The organism is Amycolatopsis sp. lyj-90, assembly GCF_046549035.1.
In the GTDB taxonomy this organism is placed as follows: Bacteria; Actinomycetota; Actinomycetes; order Mycobacteriales; family Pseudonocardiaceae; genus Amycolatopsis.
In genome coordinates this window covers 363,572-382,398 of the sequence record NZ_JAJPWP010000004.1, presented here as the reverse complement: position 1 = coordinate 382,398, position 18,827 = coordinate 363,572, and the positions used below count along the sequence as shown (strand labels likewise).

At 70.6% G+C, this 18,827-nt stretch carries 8 protein-coding genes; 4 read left to right on the top strand and 4 right to left on the bottom strand.

Going from position 1 to position 18,827, the window contains the following annotated elements:
* Both ACLJPX_RS17195 and ACLJPX_RS17190 read right to left on the bottom strand, forming a co-directional pair.
* The gene (locus ACLJPX_RS17195) at positions 1-6,561 is read right to left on the bottom strand and encodes a type I polyketide synthase (RefSeq protein WP_410600960.1); all 6,561 of its coding nucleotides are present in this window, start codon (positions 6,559-6,561) and stop codon (positions 1-3) included.
* 885 nt (positions 6,562-7,446) lie between these two features.
* A complete protein-coding gene (locus tag ACLJPX_RS17190) occupies positions 7,447-10,344 on the bottom strand; it encodes an AAA family ATPase (RefSeq protein WP_410600959.1) in 2,898 nt (965 codons plus the stop codon).
* 911 nt (positions 10,345-11,255) lie between these two features.
* On the opposite strand from ACLJPX_RS17190, the gene ACLJPX_RS17185 reads away from it, so the two are divergent.
* The 4 genes from ACLJPX_RS17185 to ACLJPX_RS17170 all read left to right on the top strand — a co-directional run bounded on the left by ACLJPX_RS17185 (position 11,256) and on the right by ACLJPX_RS17170 (position 14,678).
* On the top strand, positions 11,256-12,050 hold the full coding sequence (locus ACLJPX_RS17185; protein ID WP_410600958.1) for a thioesterase II family protein: 795 nt from the start codon (positions 11,256-11,258) through the stop codon (positions 12,048-12,050).
* A gap of 41 nt (positions 12,051-12,091) precedes the next feature.
* The gene (locus ACLJPX_RS17180; RefSeq protein ID WP_101607299.1) at positions 12,092-12,301 is read left to right on the top strand and encodes a DUF5988 family protein; all 210 of its coding nucleotides are present in this window, start codon (positions 12,092-12,094) and stop codon (positions 12,299-12,301) included.
* A gap of 263 nt (positions 12,302-12,564) precedes the next feature.
* On the top strand, positions 12,565-13,800 hold the full coding sequence (locus tag ACLJPX_RS17175) for a cytochrome P450 family protein (RefSeq protein WP_410600957.1): 1,236 nt from the start codon (positions 12,565-12,567) through the stop codon (positions 13,798-13,800).
* A gap of 113 nt (positions 13,801-13,913) precedes the next feature.
* A complete protein-coding gene (locus tag ACLJPX_RS17170) occupies positions 13,914-14,678 on the top strand; it encodes a thioesterase II family protein (protein ID WP_410600956.1) in 765 nt (254 codons plus the stop codon).
* A 70-nt stretch (positions 14,679-14,748) separates the two neighbouring features.
* Here the strand turns inward: ACLJPX_RS17170 and ACLJPX_RS17165 are convergent, their stop codons facing one another.
* A complete protein-coding gene (locus ACLJPX_RS17165; protein ID WP_410600955.1) occupies positions 14,749-17,136 on the bottom strand; it encodes a beta-glucosidase family protein in 2,388 nt (795 codons plus the stop codon).
* 50 nt (positions 17,137-17,186) lie between these two features.
* A complete protein-coding gene (locus ACLJPX_RS17160; RefSeq protein WP_410600954.1) occupies positions 17,187-17,597 on the bottom strand; it encodes a helix-turn-helix domain-containing protein in 411 nt (136 codons plus the stop codon).
* Positions 17,598-18,827 lie beyond the last annotated feature (1,230 nt).

The following is an 18,827-nucleotide window of genomic DNA, read 5'->3' as shown; positions in this document are numbered from 1 at the left end:
TCAGTCATCGATGAGATCCTCCAGCGCCAGCAAGACTTCCCGTTCGGCCCGGCCGAGCACGTCCGCTTCGGACACTTCGGAACCTTCTTCGGCCGCCGCGGTCGGTTCTTCGAACACTGTCGGCGTTTCGGCCTGGGCGTCCGCGAGTTCGGCTTCCAGGTACCCGGCGAGCGCGACCGGGGTCGGATGGTCGAACAGAGCGCTGGCGGGCACGCGCAGCCCGGTCCGCGCGCCGAGTTGATTGCGCAGTTCGACCACGCCGAGCGAGCTGAGCCCCTGCTCGTGGAAGGGCCGGTTCGGCTGGACCTGCGCGGCCGAGGCGTGCCCGAGGATCGACGCGGCGTGCTCGCAGACCAGGTCGCGCAGTTCGCGGCGGCGCTGCGCCGTCGACAGGCCCGTCAGCCGCAGCGTGGCCGGTTCGGCCGCCGGTGCGGCGGCCTGGCTCTGGCCGGCTTCCGGCAGCTCTCGGAACAGCGGGCTGGGCCGGGTGCCGGCGAACGCCTGGAGGAACCGGTCCCAGTCGACGTCGACGAGCACGAGACCGGACTCGTCGCGGGCGACCGCTTTCGCCATCGCGGCGAGGGCGACGTCGGGATCGAGCACGGTCATGCCGTTGCGGCGCAACCGATCCCCGACCACCGTCGCGTCCGCGCCGTCCACCGCCATGCCGCCGTCGCCCCATGGCCCCCAGGCCAGCGAGGTCGCGGGCAGCCCGTCCGCACGCCGCTGGTCCGCGAGCGCGTCGAGGTAGGTGTTGGCCGCCGCGTAGTTGGCCTGTCCGGCGTTGCCGACGGCTCCGGTCGCAGAGGAGAACAGCACGAACGCTTCCAGTCCGCTGGTGAGGTCGTGGAGGTGGCGGGCGCCGTCGGCCTTGCCGCGCAGCACCCGCGAGAGGCGCTGCGGGTCCAGCGCGCCGATGACGCCGTCGTCCAGCACCCCGGCCGCGTGCGCGACGGCGGTCAGCGGCCGGTCGGCGGGGATCGCGGCCAGCAGGTCCGCCACCGCCTGCCGGTCGGCGACGTCGCAGGCGACCGCCTCGACCTCCGCGCCGAGCGCGGTCAGTTCGGCGACGAACCCGGGGTCGTCGGCGTGGCGTCCGGTCAGCAGCAGCCGCTCGACGCCTTCGGCGGCCAGCCACCGGGCGAGCCGGCGGCCCAGCGCGCCGAACGCGCCGGTGACCAGGGTGGTGCCGCGGCGCGGCCAGCCGCCGGTTCCGTTCGCCGCCGGGGCGCGCAGCAGACGCCGCGCGAACACCCCGGACGCGCGGACCGCGATCTGGTTCTCGTCCCCGGCCAGCACCCCGGCCAGCCGTTCGGCCGCCGCCCGGTCCACCGTCTGCGGCAGGTCGGCCAGCCCGCCCCACCAGCGCGGATGTTCCAGCGCCGCGACCCGGCCGAGACCCCAGGCCATCGCCTGGCCTGGCGCGTTCAGGCGGTCGTCGGGGCCGGTCGAGACGGCGGACTGGGTCGCGCACCACAGCGGGACTTCGAGGTCGAGGTCCGCCGCGGCCTGGACGAGGGCGGTGGTCAGGGCGAGCCCGACGGGGACGCCGGGAGCGTCCGGGTGCGGCCGTTCGTCCAGCGCCAGCAAGGACACGAAGCCGTCGGCCGGTCCGCATTCGCGCAGGAGCGCGGCGATCTCGGTGCGGGAGGCACCGGGCTCGACGGCGCGCACGGTGCCACCGAGTGCGGCGGCGAGCGGCTCGGGGACAGGGTGCCCGGCGGGGTGCAGCAGGGCCCAGTTCCGTTTGGTGGCGTCGCGGTCGGCGACCGGCTGCCAGCTGATCCGGTACCGCAGCCGGTCCGCCTCGGCGTCCTGGTCGCGGCCGCGTCGCCAGCGCGCCAGCACGGGCAGCAGCTCGGTGACGTCGAGGTCGGTGCCGAGGAGCTTGCCGAACCGCTCCGGGTCGCCGCCGGCGACGGCGTCCCAGAACTCCGTGTCCTCGCTGCTTTCCGCGGCGGGTGCGGTTTCGGGGGGCAGCCAGAACCGGCTGCGTTGGAAGGCGTAGGTCGGGAGGGGCACCGGGCGCGCTCCGCTTCCGGCGTACCAGGCGGCCCAGTCCGGTCCGTGCCCTCGCACGTGCAGGGCGGCGATCGCGGCGCGCACGTCGTCGTCCCGGACCGCGGGGAGCACGGCCGTGTCCTCGGCGTCGTCCAGGCAGTCCGCGGCCGGCTCGGTCAGGGTCGCGCCGGGGCCGATCTCCAGGAACGTGGTGGCGCCCTCGTCGGCGAGCGTCCGCACGCCGTCGAAGAACCGGACGGCCTCGCGGGCGTGCGCCACCCAGTAGTCCGGTGTGGACAGTTCTGCGTCGGTGGCGATCCGGCCGGTCAAGCCCGAGACCACGGGAATACGCGACGGCCGGAAGTCCAGTTCTGCCACCACCGCGCGGAACTCGGCCAGCATCGGCGTCATCAGCTCGGAGTGGAAGGCGTGCGAGGCACGCAGGCGTTTGGTCCGGCGGCCCTGCTCGCGGAACCGTTCCGCCACCGTCGCGACGGCCTCGGCGACGCCGGAGAGCAGCACCGAACGCGGACCGTTGACCGCGGCCACCGAAACTCCCGGCGGCAGCTCGCCGAGTTCGTCCGGGGCGGCGGCCACCGCCCACATGGCACCCCCTTCGGGCAACGCCTGCATGAGCGAGCCGCGCGCGGCGACCATCCGGCACGCGTCCGGCAGCGACAGCACCCCGGCGACGTGCACCGCGACCAGCTCGCCGATCGAATGCCCGAGCAGCAGATCCGGGCGAAGGCCCCAGTGCTCCAGCAGCCGGAACGCCGCGACCTCGAACGCGAATACCGCGGGCTGCGTGAATTCGGTGCGGTCCAGGCGGTCCTGGTCCTCACCGAACATGACTTCGCGCAGCGGCAGGGAAAACTCGGCGCACACCTCGTCGAAGGCGCGAGCGAACACCGGGTACCGCTCGGCCAGCGCGCGGCCCATTCCGAGGCGCTGGCTGCCCTGTCCGGTGAACAGGCAAGCCAATCCGCCGTCCACGGCCTCGCCGGTGGTGAGCGCGGGGTCGGTCCGGCCGGCCGCCAGCGCGGCCAGCGCGCGGGTCAGCTGTGGACGGTCGCCGGTGAGGACGGCTCGGTGCGCGAGCGCGGCCCTCGTCGTGGCGAGCGAAAACCCGAGGTCGCGGGCGTCGGTCTCCGAGGCGGAGTGCGCGAGCAGGCGGGCGGCCTGTGCGCGGAGGGCGTCCCGCGAGCCGGCCGATAGAGTCCACAGCGGAGCGGGGGAACCCTCGGTGGGCGCTGGGGTTTCGTCTTCTGCCGGAGGTTGTTCCAGTACCACGTGGGCGTTGGTGCCGCCGATGCCGAACGACGAGACGCCCGCCCGCCGGACGCGGTCGCCGCCCGGCCATTCGGTCTCCTCGGTGACCAGGCGGAGGCCCCCGGTCCAGTCCACATGGGAGCTGGGCCGGTCGACGTTGAGCGTGGCGGGGATGGTGCCGTGCCGCATCGCCAGCACCATCTTGAGCACTCCGGCGGCCCCGGCGGCGGCCTGGGTGTGGCCGAGGTTCGATTTGAGCGAGCCGAGGAGCAGCGGCCGGTCCGCCGGGCGGTCCGCGCCGTAGACCGCGGCGAGCGCCCCGGCCTCGATCGGGTCGCCGAGCTTGGTGCCGGTGCCGTGCGTCTCCACGACGTCGACCTCGGCGGGCGTGAGCCCGGCGTCGACGAGCGCGGTGGCGAGAAGTTGTTGCTGGGCGGCGCCGTTGGGGGCGGTGAGACCGTTGCTGGCGCCGTCGGAGTTGACCGCGGACCCGGCGACCAGCGCGAGGACGGGGTGGCCGTGGCGGCGGGCGTCGGAGAGCCGCTCCAGCACGAACATTCCGCCGCCCTCGCCCCACGCGGTGCCGTCGGCGCCCTCGGCGAACGGCTTCACCCGCGCGTCCGGCGCCAGCCCGCCTCGCCGGCTGAACTCGACGAACACCGTCGGTGAGGACATCACCGCCACGCCGCCCGCCAGCGCGAGCGAACACTCGCCGCGGCGCAACGCGGACGCCGCCAGGTGCACGGCGACGAGCGACGACGAACATGCGGTGTCGATGGCGAGGTTGGGCCCCTGCAAGCCGAAGGCGAACGAGATCCGCCCGGACGCGACGCTGCAGACCGTCCCGATCGCGAGGTTCTCGCGGGTGTCGAGGCCGCCGGCGCCGTAGTCGTCGTGCGCCAAACCGGCGTAGACGCCGGTGTCGGACCCCCGTAGCCCGGTCGCGTCGATCCCGGCCTGCTCGAACGCTTCCCAGGCCAGTTCCAGCAGCAACCGCTGCTGCGGATCCATCTCCAGCGCCTCATGTCCGCCGATGCCGAAGAAGGCGTTGTCGAACTCGGCGGCGTCGTGCAGGAACGCGCCCTCGCGCACGTAACTGGTGCCCGGACGGACCCGGTCCGGGTCGTAGAGGGTCTCGACGTCCCATCCGCGGTCCTCGGGCATCGGCCCGATCACCGAGCGGCCGTCCGCGACGACCCGCCACAGGTCGTCGGGATTCTGCACGCCGCCCGCGAACCGGCAGCTCATGCCCACGATGGCGATCGGCTCGTCCGATACCGTGCGCGGGGCCACCACGGTCCGGGGTCCGGTGCCGTCCAGGTGCGCGGCGAGCCGCTCCGGCGTCGGGTGGTCGAACAGCGCGGTCGTGGCGATCGGGAGACCGGTCCGGCGGCGCAGCACCCGGACGAGTTCCACCGCCGCGACGGAGTCGAGGCCCAGTTCCAGGAAGGTCCGGTCCGCCCGGTAGTCCGCGCCGGTCAACGCCTCGGTTTCGGCCCGGATGACCCGGGCCAGATCCCTTGCCGGGGCCCGGGTTTCGACCGGTTCGGCGGTTTCGGCGGGCAGGTGCACCCGGTGGCCCGCGACGATGCTCGGCCACGCGAGCGGCACGCCGTGCCCGTGCAGTCCGGCCGCCGCGCCGAGCACTGCGTGGAGTTCGGAGCGGGCGCCGCGCAACGCCGACGTCACGAAGACGTCGCCGCCCGCCGCCTCGGGGAGCGTTTCCTCGACGAGCGCGGCGAGGACGCCGTTGGCGCTCATGTCGAGATAGGTGTCGACCCCGGCGGCAGCCAAGCCCCTTACGCAGTCGAGGAAATGACCGGTGCCGCGGACTTGCGCGCCCCAGTACTCGGGACGGCACACCACGTCGGAGTCGGTGCCGAGCCCGGGATGCACCGGGATGATCGGGATGCGCGGCGGCCGGGCGGGCAAGCCGCGGATGAACTCTTCGAAGTCGGCCGCCATCGGCGCCATGTGCGGGGAGTGGAAGGCGCGGTCGACCGCGAGCTGCTTGACCTTGCGGCCGCGGCGTGCCCAGTCCTCGGCGATCCGCAGCACGACGTCGCGGTCGCCGGAGAGCACCACCGACTGCGGCGCGTTGACCGCCGAGATCTCGGCCTTGCCGGTCAGGCCGGCCAGTGATTCGCGGGCTTCGGCCTCGGTGACGCGCATCGCCACCATCGCGCCGCCGATCGTCGTTTTCGTGCGGAACAACCGGATCCGCTCGGCGAGCACCGCGCACACGTCCGGGAGGGTGAACACCCCGGCGGCGGTGGCCGCGGCCAACTCGCCCACGGAATGGCCGGCCACGAAGTCCGGGCGTACGCCCCAGTGCTCGAACTGACGGAACAGCGCGACTTGCAGGGCGAACAGGGCGTCTTGGCTGTAGAGGGCTTCGTCGGCGGGGTCGACACCGGTTCCGGTTTCGCCGAGGAGGAGTTCGCGGACCGACCAGGTCGAGACGGCGTCCAGGTGCGCGCAGACTTCGTCCAGTGCTTCCGCGAACACCGGAAGCCGTGAGTACAGCTCTCGTCCCATGCCTGGGCGTTGGCCGCCCTCGCCGGGGAACATCAACGCGACCTTGCGCCCGTTCCCCGCCCGGACCGGAGCTGCCGTTCCGTCCGCCAGTTCCGCCAGCCCGGCGGTCGCCTCCTCGCGGTCGGCGGCGACCACGACAGCGCGGCAGGCCAGGTGCGGCCGGGCGACCGCCAGAGTGTGCGCGACGTCCCGCAGTGGGGGCTCGGCTTTTTCCAGGTGTGCCAGCAAAGTGCCGGCTTTGCCGCGCAGTTCCTCCGGGCTTTCGGCTGACAGGAGGATCGGCACCGCCGTCTTGTTCTCAGGGGTCGCGGGACGGTCTGGCGGCGGCAGCGCCGAGGCCGGGCTGAGGCCTTGCGCGAGTTCGGACAAATCCTCGTCGACAGCGTCGGGGGTGAGCAGGCAGTGGACCGGATCGTCGTCGGCGACGGCGCGGCCGGCGTCTTTCAGTACTGTGTAGACGGTGCGGTCCGGCGAGGTCCATCCGGCGAGCGCGAGAGTGGACGCTCCGGAGCGGAGGCTGTCCGCGGCCAGGCGGATCGCCGAGTCTTCCGCGGTCTCCGCCGGACCGGTCAGGCCGAGTTCGGCGCCGACCGGCGGGTGCCCGGCGGCGAAGACCCCGACCACGTCCGCCGGCCCGGGGACGATCGCCGAGTTCTCCAGTGCCCGGCGCGCGATCTCCGCCGCCGGCTCCGGTCCGGACGCGAGCCCGACGACCGCCAGGGACGCGGAAGCAGTGCCGCTGTCGAAGGCCATGGAACCAGCCGTCTCCGTTTCGAGTGTCGGTGACTCAGGCGGCCGCCGGGGCGGACACGATGCGGTCAACCCCTTCGACCGACGCCGATTGCGGGCTGGTGGCGTCCGACGGCGAAAACTGCCCCGAGCGGCTCGCTGTTCCCATTGCCAAACACTCACTTTCCGTCCCGCCGGAACGAATTCCGTCCCGGCGATACCCGCGCGGACTCGTGCCGGAAAACGGTCCGCGCCGACGGCGTCCCGTCTACCGGGATTTCGTCGAGTTCCGTTTTCCTGACTCGGAAATGGCTCAGCGAACCTAGCGATCGCCCGCGAGGCCGGACAACCCCCTATGCCGCGACCGCGCCCTGCTCCCGCGCTTAGGGGGTAGCCCGGAATTCGGGATGCCGACGAAATCGGCACCGAAACCGGGCGCGACCGTCCACAACGGACACTACTCGGGATTGAGATTCCTAATTTGGGTGCTTTGCATAGTCGCACGAGAGGGTCGTGAGTGGTAAAGAGCGTTCTAACGCTCTTTACCACTCACGACCCCTTGATCATCACCAGTGATGATCAAGATCTGCCCAAGATCAGCCTAAGCTACGTAGCATTGGGGGTTTCCCGCCGCCGGGGCGGGCTGATCGGGTGCGAATCCTGCCTCTTCGAATGCGTATCCGGACCGGGGCTCGACCGGCGGGCCGTTCAGCGGGCTGACGGGTACCGGGGTCCTGGCGTGTCATTCTTTTCGCGTACTCCGGAATCGTTGCGGAACAAAGTTTTCCGCTTGAGCCGACGTCGCGGCCAGGACTCGACCGGGAACCGCTCCATGCCGTGCAGCGGCCACGTCCGACGGGACGAGACCGCGATCCACCACATCGGCCCGAAAGCTACTCGGCGGTCCGTTCAGGGCGTGTCCGACCGCGGCTCCCGCCCGGACACCCTCGACTTCCCCGCCGTCCGCATCCCGCCGGCCTGTGCCGCCTCCAGTTGGAGGTCCACCGGCAAGTCCGTCCGCTTGCTCACCTTCAGCTTCCGGAACACTCTGGTCAGATGCTGCTCCACCGTGCTCGGCGTGACGTGCAGCTTTGTCGAAATCTCCTGGTTGGTGTACCCGAACGAAGCCAGCGTCGCCACCCGGTACTCCGACGACGTCAGGATCCGCAGGCTCTGGTCGTTCTGCACAGCCGCGGCCGCGACGCCGGAGGAATCGGAGGCATCAGCCGCCGGAGCCGCCGCGGCCGTTTGGGCCGGCGCTGTCCATTCGGCACCCGACTCCGGCCTGGGCTCCTCGCTCCCCCGCGGCGGCGTCATCTCCAGCCGGCACGCCTGGCCCAGCCGCCGCGCGCGCAGCAGCACCATCCGCGCCTTGGCGAACTGCTTCATCGCCTGGTGCGTCCGGCTCAGGTCGAACAGCGCCTGCGCCAGCTCCAGCCGATCACCGCTGGCGTTCAGGACCTCGACGGTTTCCTTCAGCATGGCCAGCCGCGAGTTCACGTCCTCGGTCGCGGCGAGCATCCGCAGCGCGGCGCCGCGCACCCGCGGCGTACGGAACCGGGGATGCGCCAGCTGCCGGTTCGCCAGTTCCCGTGCCCGGTCGGCGTCGCCGAGCCGCAGGTGCGCCTTCGCGCTGTCGGTCCGCCACGGCGCGAGCGTGGGCGCTTCGAACCCCCACGCCGTCATCAGCTCCCGGCACCGCTCGAAATCGGCGAGCGCGGCCTCGACGCGGCCGGTCGCCAGGCAGTACCGGCCGCGGGCCCGCAGGTACGGCAGGCAGTAGCCGGAGCGGTACATCTCCTCCGGCACCGGCTGCCGCAGGTGTTCGCGGACCGCCTCGTGGTCGCCGATCACCGTGGCGACGCGGATCAGCACCGCCAACGGCATCCCGATCGCGACGCCCCACCGTTCGGCTCCGACGGCCTCGATCGCGTCGCGCGCGTAGCCGGACGCCTTCGACAGTTCCCCGTACCGCAGCGCGATGTCCGCGCGGCAGGCCGAAAACACCGCCTGCCACCACGCCACTCCTCTGGCCTTCGCCTCTTCGAGCAGCGCGTCGCACCAGTTCGTCGCGTTCTCCAGGCGGTCGGCGTAGATCAGCGTGTGCAACGCCGACGACATCGCGCCGACCGTCAGGTCGTCGAGCGGCGTCGCCTCGAGGAGGCTTTCCGCCGTCGAGACCGCGCCGTGCTCATCCGTGCCGCCCAGCACCGTGATCAGCGCTTCCGACGCGGACGCCGCCCACCGCGCCGGCTCCGCGTCCTCGCGAGCCGCCGCGCCGGTCGCTTCCGCCCAGCGCGGCGCCAGCGCGGGATGCGCGTGCCGCAGCCAATGGCCGACGTCGGCCACCGTGCTGTTCAGCGACCGGCGGCGGGCGTACTCGCGGCCGAGCCGGTCGAGGACGGGCTCGGCGTCCGGCTGTCGGCCCGCCCACAGCAGGCGCTGCACCAGGAAGACTTTTTGTTCCGGATCGAGGTCGCCGGCGCGCTCGTGCTCGCACAGGCGGGTCAGGTGCCGGTCGGCGACGGAACCGCCGCGCAGCTCGGCGCGGAGCAGCAGGACGCGCAGAGCGGCGGCGTGCGGTCCGTCCGGCTGCCCGGTCAGCGCGTGCTCCAGGTATTCGGCGGCCCGTCCGGCGTCGTCCGCGCGCAGCGCTTCCTTGGCCGCGCTGTGCAGTTGCTCCACCGCCCACGCGTCCGGTTCGCCGCCCGCCGCGAGGAGATGGTGGGCGACCCGGCACGCGCCCGCCTTGTCCGCGTGCAGCGCCCGCGCCGCCGTCACGTGCAGCTTCGCCAGGTCCTCTGGCTCTATGCAGTCGATCACAGCCTCGCGGAAGGACCGGTCGCGGAAATCGTTGCCGTTCAGAAAACCGACCGTGCGTAAGGCCCGCAACGCGCGCGCGACGTCCGCGGGCCTGCGGTGCACGAGCCCGCCGAGCCGTTCCACCGTGCTGTCCGGGCCGAGCACCGACACCACGCGGGCGAGCGCCAGGACGTCGGATCCGCTGCGCCGCAAGCACGTCAGCACCGCGTGCCGGAACGCGTCGCCGACCACCGGGCGCGCGTCCTGGCCGGGTTCCGGCCAGTCGAGCTGGTCTTCGATCAGCGCACGCACCAGAAGAGGGTTTCCGCGGGTGATCTTGTAGCACCCCGCGGCCAGCCGCTCCACTGCGTCTGGATCGAGATGCCGGGCCAGTAGCTTCGTTACCCCCGCCGCCGAGAGCGGCGCGAGGCCCAGCCGCCGGAAGTGCAACTGGCGGACCAGTTCGATGCGGTAGGACGGGTGCGCCGACCGGCCGTGCGCCAACTCCGCCAGCAGCAGCATGATCCGGGCCGAGCGCGTGCCCTCGGCGAGGCGGAGCAGGCAGTCCATCGACGACGCGTCCACGTGCTGCGCGTCGTCGACGGTGATCAGCAGGGGCGTTCTCTCCGCCAGTTCCAACGTCAGTTCGAGCATGATGTTCGCGACGTCGAACGAAGAAGGCGGAACACCGTTCGAGGACCGCGCGATCAACCGCGTCAGCTCGAGGGTTTTCGCCCGCGGCAACGGCAGATCCCGAACGAACCGCTGCAGGCTGCCGTACGCGCGGGTCTCCCGGTCACGGTCTCCCGTCATCGTCAGCACGACCGCGCCCTCACTCGCCCGTTGTTCGGCGAACGTACGGAGCAGTTCGGTCTTCCCACTGGCAACTGCGCCATTGACCAGAGCTATTCTCCCGTTCCCGGAATCCGTTTCGGAGAACAGCTCCTCCAGGAACTTCATTTCTTTTCCGCGCTCGATCAACACTGTCGTTCTGCCCCCAAGCATTCGACAGCGGAACGCCGGGCAGCACGCGAGCGCGCCGCAGAACCGCCGATATCACCCCAGGCGACTCGCCTCGCTCCCGAGAAGCCGCGCCGCTCCCGGGCGCACCGTTGCACACCCCAGTTCGTTCCGCACTTTTTTCACCGTCTTGCCAGGCCGCCCCGCCCGAGGACGGCCCTGTCGGCCGACGCGCGGTCCCGAGGGGCCAACTCCTCGCTCCCGCCGAACCCCGACCCGACCAAAGACGTCACAACTGGCAAACCATGAGGTCAGACCCTGAAAACCGACCCAGCGACCCGACCGGCCACCGCACGGCGGCCTTCGCTCGCTCCCGGTGCCCGGGCCATCGCCGCAGCTACCGGCCGAGCGCCCGGCCACTGCCGGTCCCGCGCCGGCGAAGGATCCGTCCGGCCTGCCCTCACGATTCCCCCTAGAGATGCGTGCCCGTCTTTTCTTCACCTATCCGGAAACTATTGCAGCAAGCACCCGTATTCGGACATAAGCGACAATGTCTGGTCCCTGTACGTTTATTCCTGTCATCGCTGATCTTAGCGAGCGCCCACTGCACTCGCAATCCCCGCCGCGTCGGCGAGTGCGCCGTCGCGACCGCCGCACACCGCCGGTGACCTGCCTGAATTCCGACATCCCAGACAATGGGACCGTACGCCGTTCCGTCGCGCATTCCACCTCACCCCGGCTGGAATTGCCCGTCCGCGCGCCCGCGTTCCTCCTCCGTTCACCGGCCGGCCGCGCTCGGTGAACGGAGCCGCCAATGAAGTGGAACAAGCGCGGGCTTTCCGCCGGATCCGCTGGGGGCGGCACGGACTTCTTAGGGGTTGATGCCGTCGCGGATCCTCCGGCACCCTCGAACCTGCGGTTTCTCGCATTCGCCGAGAGCGCGGACAACGAAAGGGATGCCCGTGTCCGGACAAGACAGCGGACAAGACAACAGCCGGTGGATCCGGCGGTACCACCCCTGGGACGGGGCGCCGTTCCGGGTCGTCTGCTTTCCGCACGCGGGCGGGTCCGCGAGCTATTTCTTCCCGATGGCGAAGGCGTTGTCCTCGGCGGCCGACGTGCTGGCGGTCCAGTATCCGGGACGCCAGGACCGGCGGTCGGAACGGTGCCTGGAGAGCATCACGGAACTGGCCGACGAGGCGGCCGAGGCCTTGCGGCCCTGGCTGGACCGGCCGACGGTGCTGTTCGGCCACAGCATGGGAGCCACCCTCGGTTTCGAGGTCGCCCGAAGGCTGGAAGCCAACGGAGCCACCGAATTGCGGGCGCTGTTCGCCTCCGGCCGCGTCGCGCCGTCGCGGGCGCGGGACGAGCGGGTGCACCAGGAACCGGACGACAACCGGTTCCTCGAAGCGGTCAAATCCCTCGGCGGCACCAACGCGCAGGTCTTCGGCGACGACGACTTGCTGCGGATGGTCCTTCCCGTGCTGCGCGCCGACTACCGGGCCGCCGAAACCTACCGCTGCCCGCCCGGGACGGTACTGGAGATCCCGATCCACGTCCTGCTCGGCGAGGACGACCCCAAGGTGACCGTCGAAGAGGCCGAGAACTGGCGCGACCACACCACCGCGTCCTGCACGCTGACCACCTATCCCGGCGGGCATTTCTATCTCGCCGCGCAGGCCCCGAAAGTCGTCCGGACGATCGTCGACGTGCTGACGCCGACCGGAGCCACCGCCGCCCGGACCCTGTGACGACTTGTACTGACGATTGTCGAGCGAATGGGAGAATGACCATGGCACGAATCAGAATCAACCTCGTCGGTTCCCCGTCCCGGCTCAGCCCGTTGGGCGACGGGCACTACGTGGACGACCTCACTGAGAACGTCAAGATCTGCGTCGACGGCGGATACGAGCACTTCTCGCACCGCGGGGAGTTCGAGCAGGTCGACGAGGCCCGCGTCGCGGTCTACCACTGGACGGGACGCACCAAGATCGCCGAGTGAGAAAGCCGAGCGGCAGTGCGGGGAAACGACTTCCGCCCCGCACTGCCCGTTCCGCCCTCGTGCGCTGCCGAGGGCGCTCACGCATTCAGGGGTGTCGTTTTCGCCGAGTCCAGGGGCGGTCGGCGCGCGTCCGGCCGCACCGGATACGGGCAGGGCAACGGACATAGGGGGTTGTCCGGTGATCACGAAGCGATACGCTCCGGCAAAGCCCGAGCGCACGCCGAATGGCGCGAAAATTACGCTTACCCGCGAGGCGGACTGAGATGAACGCGCAATTCGACACCGACGGCGACGCCGTCCTGCTCACCCCGCGCTTCGCGGAGGACCCGTATGCGCTGTACGCGCTGCTGCGCACGCAGCGTCCGGTCACCAAGGTGCAGGTGCCCGGCGGGCCGCCCGCCTGGCTGGTCACCCGGTACGAGGACGTGCGCGCCGGGCTCGCCGACCGGCGGCTGTCCAAGGACATCACGGCCGCGCTGGACGATCTGCGCGCGGCGGGGGCCGGGGTCGCGGCGGTGACCCTCGACGACTTCGACGCGCACGACCACATGCTCAACTCGGATCCGCCCAAGCACACCCGGCTGCGGAAGCTGGTCACCAAGGCGTTCACCACCCGCGCCGTCGCCGGGCTGCGCCCGCGGATCCAAGAGCTCGCAGAGGAACTGGTCGAAGCGCTGGCCAAGCGCCTCGCCGACGGCGAACGGTCGGTCGACCTCATCGACGCGCTCGCGTTCCCGCTGCCGATGAAGGTGATCTGCGAGATCCTCGGCGTGCCGGAAGACCGCCGGACCGCCTTCCGGAAGTGGTCGCACGCGGTGCTGTCTCCCGCTTCGCCCGCGGAGTTCGTGACCGCGTCGGCGGAGATGACGGAGTACCTTTCCGTGCTGGTAGCGGAGAAACGGGAACGCCCCGGCGAAGACATCCTCTCCGCGATCGTCGCGGCGGACGAGAACGGCGACCGGCTGTCGGACTCCGAAGCGACCGGGATGGCCTCGCTGCTGCTCGTGGCCGGGCACGAGACGACGATGAACCTGATCGGCAACGGTGTGCTCGCCCTGCTGAAGGACCGCGCGCAGTGGGACCGGCTGCGGCGGGAACCCGCGCTGCTGACCAGCGCGGTCGAAGAGTTCCTGCGCATCGACAGTCCGGTGAACACCGCGACCGTGCGGTTCGCGACCGAGCCGGTGACCATCGGCGCGACCACCGTCCTGCCCGGCTCGACCGTGCTGCTGGCGATCGGGTCGGCGAACCGGGACCCCGAGGTGTTCGAGCGGCCCGACGAGATCGATCTGCAGCGCCCGCGGGGGAAGAGCCTCGCGTTCGGGCACGGCATCCACTACTGCCTCGGTGCCGCGCTGGCCCGGATGGAGGGCGAGATCGCCTTCCGGGTGCTCGCCGACCGGCTGCCCACGCTCGCCCTCGCCGTCGAGCCCGGCTCGCTGAACTGGCAGTCCAGCCTGCTTATCCGCGGTCTCACCGAACTGCCCGTCCGCGCCTGAGCGCCGGTTCTGGGGTTCGGTGTGGACAGTAGGGGTGTCCACACGGGCCGGGTTCGAGGACAGTGGGGGATGACTACGGCCGCTTGCTGTGACCTGTGAAGGACGGATTTCGCGTGCCCAAAAGCATCAGTGATACAGAACCGTGGATCCGCCGGTTCCAGCCCGCCGAAGACGCGGCGACCCGGCTCGTCTGTTTTCCGCACGCCGGGGGTTCGGCCAGCTACTTCTTCCCGGTCGCCCGGACGCTCGCGCCGAAGCTGGACGTGCTGGCCGTACAGTACCCCGGCCGCCAGGACCGGCGTGCCGAGCCGGGCATCGACAACGTACCCGGCCTGGTGTCGGCGTGCGTGGAGAATCTCCTGCCCTGGCTGGACAAACCGGTCGTCCTTTTCGGACACAGCCTCGGCGCCACGGTGGCCTTCGAGGTGGCCAGGGTACTCACCGGACAGGGCCGTCCCCCGCTGGCGCTGGTCGTCACCGGGCGGCGGGCCCCGTCCCGGCACTTCCCTGAGGAGAACTACCTCAGCAGCGACGACCGGCTGATCGAGATCGTGCGCGAGCTGTCCGGCGACGAGGACCCGGTCTCGGGCAACGAGGAGATCCTCCGCATGTCGCTGCCCTCGATCCGCAACGACTTCAAGGCGGCCGAGACCTACCGCTACGAGCCGGGAGAGCCGCTGCCCTGCCCGATCCACGCGATGAGCGGAACCGCGGACCCGAAGGCCCCGGTGGAGGACGTGCAGGCTTGGGGCGAGCACACTTCCGGGCACTTCGAGATGAAGACTTTCCCCGGCGGGCACTTCTTCCTGAACGTACACGGTGCGGCGGTGAACGAGGAGATCTCCCGGGTCGCCAGTTCCACGCTGCGGTCTGCGTAGGGGTTTCCCGACGGCGGAACCGGAACCAGGGCCGGGTGAACGGGAACTCCCGCTCACCCGGCCCCTCCAGTCACCTGATCCGCACCGAATGGCTCAACGGCGTCACCGCGGCCGACGGACCCACCAGAACGCTCCGGTCCCCCGTCCCGACCCGCCAGCTCTTCGTCGACGTGTCCCAGTAAGTCAGCTCGGCCCCGTCGATATGCATCTTCACCCGGGTAGACGCCCCCGCGGCCAGCTTGACCCGCTGATATCCCGCCAGCGCCTTGGTCGCCTGCGGCGCCTTGACCTCCGGGCTGGCGCCCAGATACACCTGCGGCACTTCCTCCCCCGCCGCCGAACCCGTGTTGCACAAGGTGAATTCGACGTCGAGCCCGCCGTTGCGCCAGGCCGCCGACAGGTCCTGGTAGCCGAACTTGGTGTAGGTCAGCCCGTAGCCGAACGGGAACAGCGGCCGCACGCCGTTCTTGTCGTACCACCGGTAGCCGGCCTGGATGCCCTCGGAGTACTGCACCGTGCCGTCCTTGCCCGGGTACGCCTCTGGCTTGCCGCCGACCGGAGTCTGGTCTACCGACATCGGGAAGGTCTGGGTCAGCCGGCCGCTGGGCGCGACATCGCCGTACAGCAGCCGCGTGGTCGCCTCGGCGCCTTGCTCGCCGGGGTACCACATGTCCAGCACCGCCTTGGTCTTGCCGAGCCACGGCATCGCGACCGACGAACCGGTGTTCAGCACCACCACGGTGTTCGGGTTGGCGTCGGCGACCGCGGAGATCAGCTCGCCCTGGTAATCGGGCAGCGACAGCGACTCGCGGTCGATGCCCTCGCTCTCGTCGTCGTAGGCGAACACGACGGCGGTCTTGGCCTTCTTCGCCGCGGCGACGGCTTCGCCGAACTTCTGGTGGGCCTGGGTCGGCGTGAGCCACTTCAGCTTGGTGGTGATGTCGCCGTTGGCGAAACCGTCCAGCTGCCCCAGCGTGACCGGGACCTTGCCCGCCTCCAGGTGCACCCGCAGCGTCGCCGGGGTGCCGGGGATGAACGCCTTCGCCCGCCCGTTGACGGTCAGCAGCGCGACGCCGGGACCGGTCACGTCGGCGGTGAACCGGTAGTCGCCGGTCTCGGGCACGTCCAAGGTCCCCTGGTGCACCTGTTTCGGCGCCACGGTGATCGCGCCGTCGGCGGCCGCGGGGAACCGGGGCGAGACCTGGGCGGCGGGAAGAGCCGCGTAGTCCTCGCTGATGCCTTGCGAGTAGGACACCTGCGCGCCCTTGCCCGCCCGTGCCGTGATCGTGTCCAGCGGGGACGACGCGTGCGCCGGGGTCACCAGCGAGCTGCCCTTGCCACCGACCTTCGGCACCTTCGCGGTGGGGCCGATCAACGCCAGGTTCTGGCCCGCCGCACCGGAAAGCGGCAGCGTGCCGCCCTCGTTGCGCAGCAGCACCGCGCCCTGTTCGGCGACCTGCCGAGCCACCTTCGCCCCGGCGGCCGGGTCCTGGGCCGGCCGGGCCGGCGGCGGGGAGTCGAGCAGCCCGAAGCGGCCCATCTGGGTCACGATCCGGGTCACCGCGGTGTCCAAAGCGGACATCGGGATCGTGCCGCTGTCCAGCGCCGACTTCAGCGCCCCGCCGAGGAACTTGCTGTCCGGCATCTCCTGGTCGAGTCCCTTGACGAGCGAATCGGTGGACTGCGTGGCGTACCAGTCCGACATCACCCAGCCCTGGAAGCCCAGCTGCTGGCGCAGGATGTCGGTCAGCAGCGACGAACTCCCGCAGGCCTGTTCGCCGTTGACCTTGTTGTAGGAGCACAGCACCGAGGCCGCGCCCGCGTCGACGGCCGCCTTGAACGGTTTCAGCTCGATCTCGTGCAGGGCCTGGTCGTCGATCCTGGCGTCGACGCTGTAGCGGTCCTGCTCCTGGTTGTTGCCCGCGAAGTGCTTGACCGAGGCCATCGCGCCGCGCGACTGGATGCCGGAGACCTCCGCCGCCGCGATGTGCGACGTGACCAGTGGGTCCTCGCTGAAGGTCTCGAAATTGCGCCCGCCGAGCGGCACCCGGATCGCGTTCATCATCGGGCCGAGCACCACGTCGGCGCCGAGCGCGCGGGCGTCGGCGCCCAGCACCGAACCGTACTGTTTGGCCAGTCCGTCGTTGAACGAGGACGCCAGCGCCACCGGAACGGGCAGCGCGGTGGCGGGTTTGCCGATCCGGACGCCCGCCGGCCCGTCGGTGATCCGCAGCGGCGGGATCTGCAGCCGTGGCACGCCGGGCATGAACCCGGCCTCCCCGACCGAATTCGGGTCCGCCGTCCCGGAGACGAACGACAGCTTCTCGTCCAGGGTCATCTCCGCCACCAGCGCCCGCGCGCGCTCCGGGCCGAAGGAGGACCGCGGCCCACCGGGGGATCCGCTTTCGGTCACCGCGTAGGCGGCCGCGCCGGGCAGCAGCACAGCGGCGCAGGCCACCGTCACCACCCGTTTGGCGCGGCCGTGCAAAAACCTGCGTAATGCATTCATCAACGACCCCAGAATTCTTGGGCGAACCCCCGCTCCGGCTCAGAACCCCCACGGCCGAACTGGACATTCGCACTTCCCGGCAATACCGTCACATTTCGGGCGTTCGCCGGCCCGCCCGCGATGTCCGGGCGGATATTACACACTGTCGCGGCCGGATCAGCTCCATCGCCGACACAATCGGCCATCCGGAGCCGTCCTGACAGCTCCGCCCTGCGGCGTACCTGGAGTTTCCGGTAGACGCGGGTGAGGTGCTGTTCAACTGTGCTGACGGTGATGAGCAGTTTCGCGCTGATCTCCCGGTCGGCAGGCCGAGCAGGAGTTGTTCCACCACACCGAAACCGACGCGCTGCTCCGTCCGTGCCGCCGAGGCGCGGAGCACCACGACGACCCGCCGGTGGATCTCGCTTCATCGGGCCAGCCGCCTCTTGTCTTTCCTCGTCGGTTCGCCAGTGTCGCTGAATGTCCTGAGTGGAGAGTGTGAGCGCGAGAAAAGGGCATGGCGCGCCGGGGGAACGGGCGCCGATCGCCCGGATTCCCCGCGGCCGTCCGGCCCCGGTTCTCGCGGTCCCGAGAGACCCGGCGCCGCACTCGGCTCCAGATCGTCTCGCCTCTTTTCTCGCCTGCCTGCTCCCCGGCGGTTATTGAGGAGGAGGGCAAACGTGTCGCGTTCGCGGGCGGGTCGCGCCGAGCCTTCAGCGTCGCGGATCTGGCCGTCCAACGAGAGCCGGCCTCATCCCGACAGTCCACAGAGGACACCTGCGAGCGAGCAAATGTCTGATTGATGCCTATTTGAACGCTTTGCAAGCGGGGTCGTGAGTGGCAATGCGCGTTCTAACCCTCTTTACCACTCACGACCCCCCTCATAACCACACATCCAGCCATCAACCAGACATTCAGCCGTCAGAGCGTGCCCCCGTGGACACTTGCGGAACGATTTGGCGCCCGCTCGGTCACGCCACATTCGACTCACTCCTCAAACCTCCCCCGCGGCGGTGCTTCCAGCGGGAGAGGACATACGGGAACGCCCCACCCGGGCGGGATCGTGTTTCCCCAGACCGCCCGGCTCGACCGTGCCCGCAGACGACTCATGATTGCGGGTCCGCGAACTCCCCGACGGTCTGCCGCACCGTCGCGGAAAATCGGAACTTTGTCGCTTTTTCCGGCAAAGCTTGTTTGTCCAGCTACTTCATGACTGAACGTGCTTGATAATGTCCCCCATTATCGAGTGGTCGATAGGTCCCAGCCCTGTTCAACTGCCAGTTGAACATATCAACGGTCCGGCAGGCCCGTCAACGACTGACAGGGCAGGGCGCGCCGGGGGTAGTTTTTCCCCGCTTCGTCTCCCGCCGCTCACTCCCCTGATGACCCAATCTGGCCGATGACCTGGCCTTTTCTTGATCGAGGCGTGATCGACTCCGTGCCCGGTGCGAGCGGCTCCCAGGGCCGTCCAGGACCCGGCGGGGGCCGGACCGGGGCCGAGCGGCCGGACCGCCGCGCGGGCTCCCCGGGGAATTAAGCCGCCGTTCACCGGTCCTTTCCCGGGTCGGCGAGCGCATTCGCCGGCCGGTCCCGGCCGGGCATTAATGCTTTTCCACCGGATGGCCGCCGCGTCGTTGACATCGGCCGACGGGTGCTGCTAT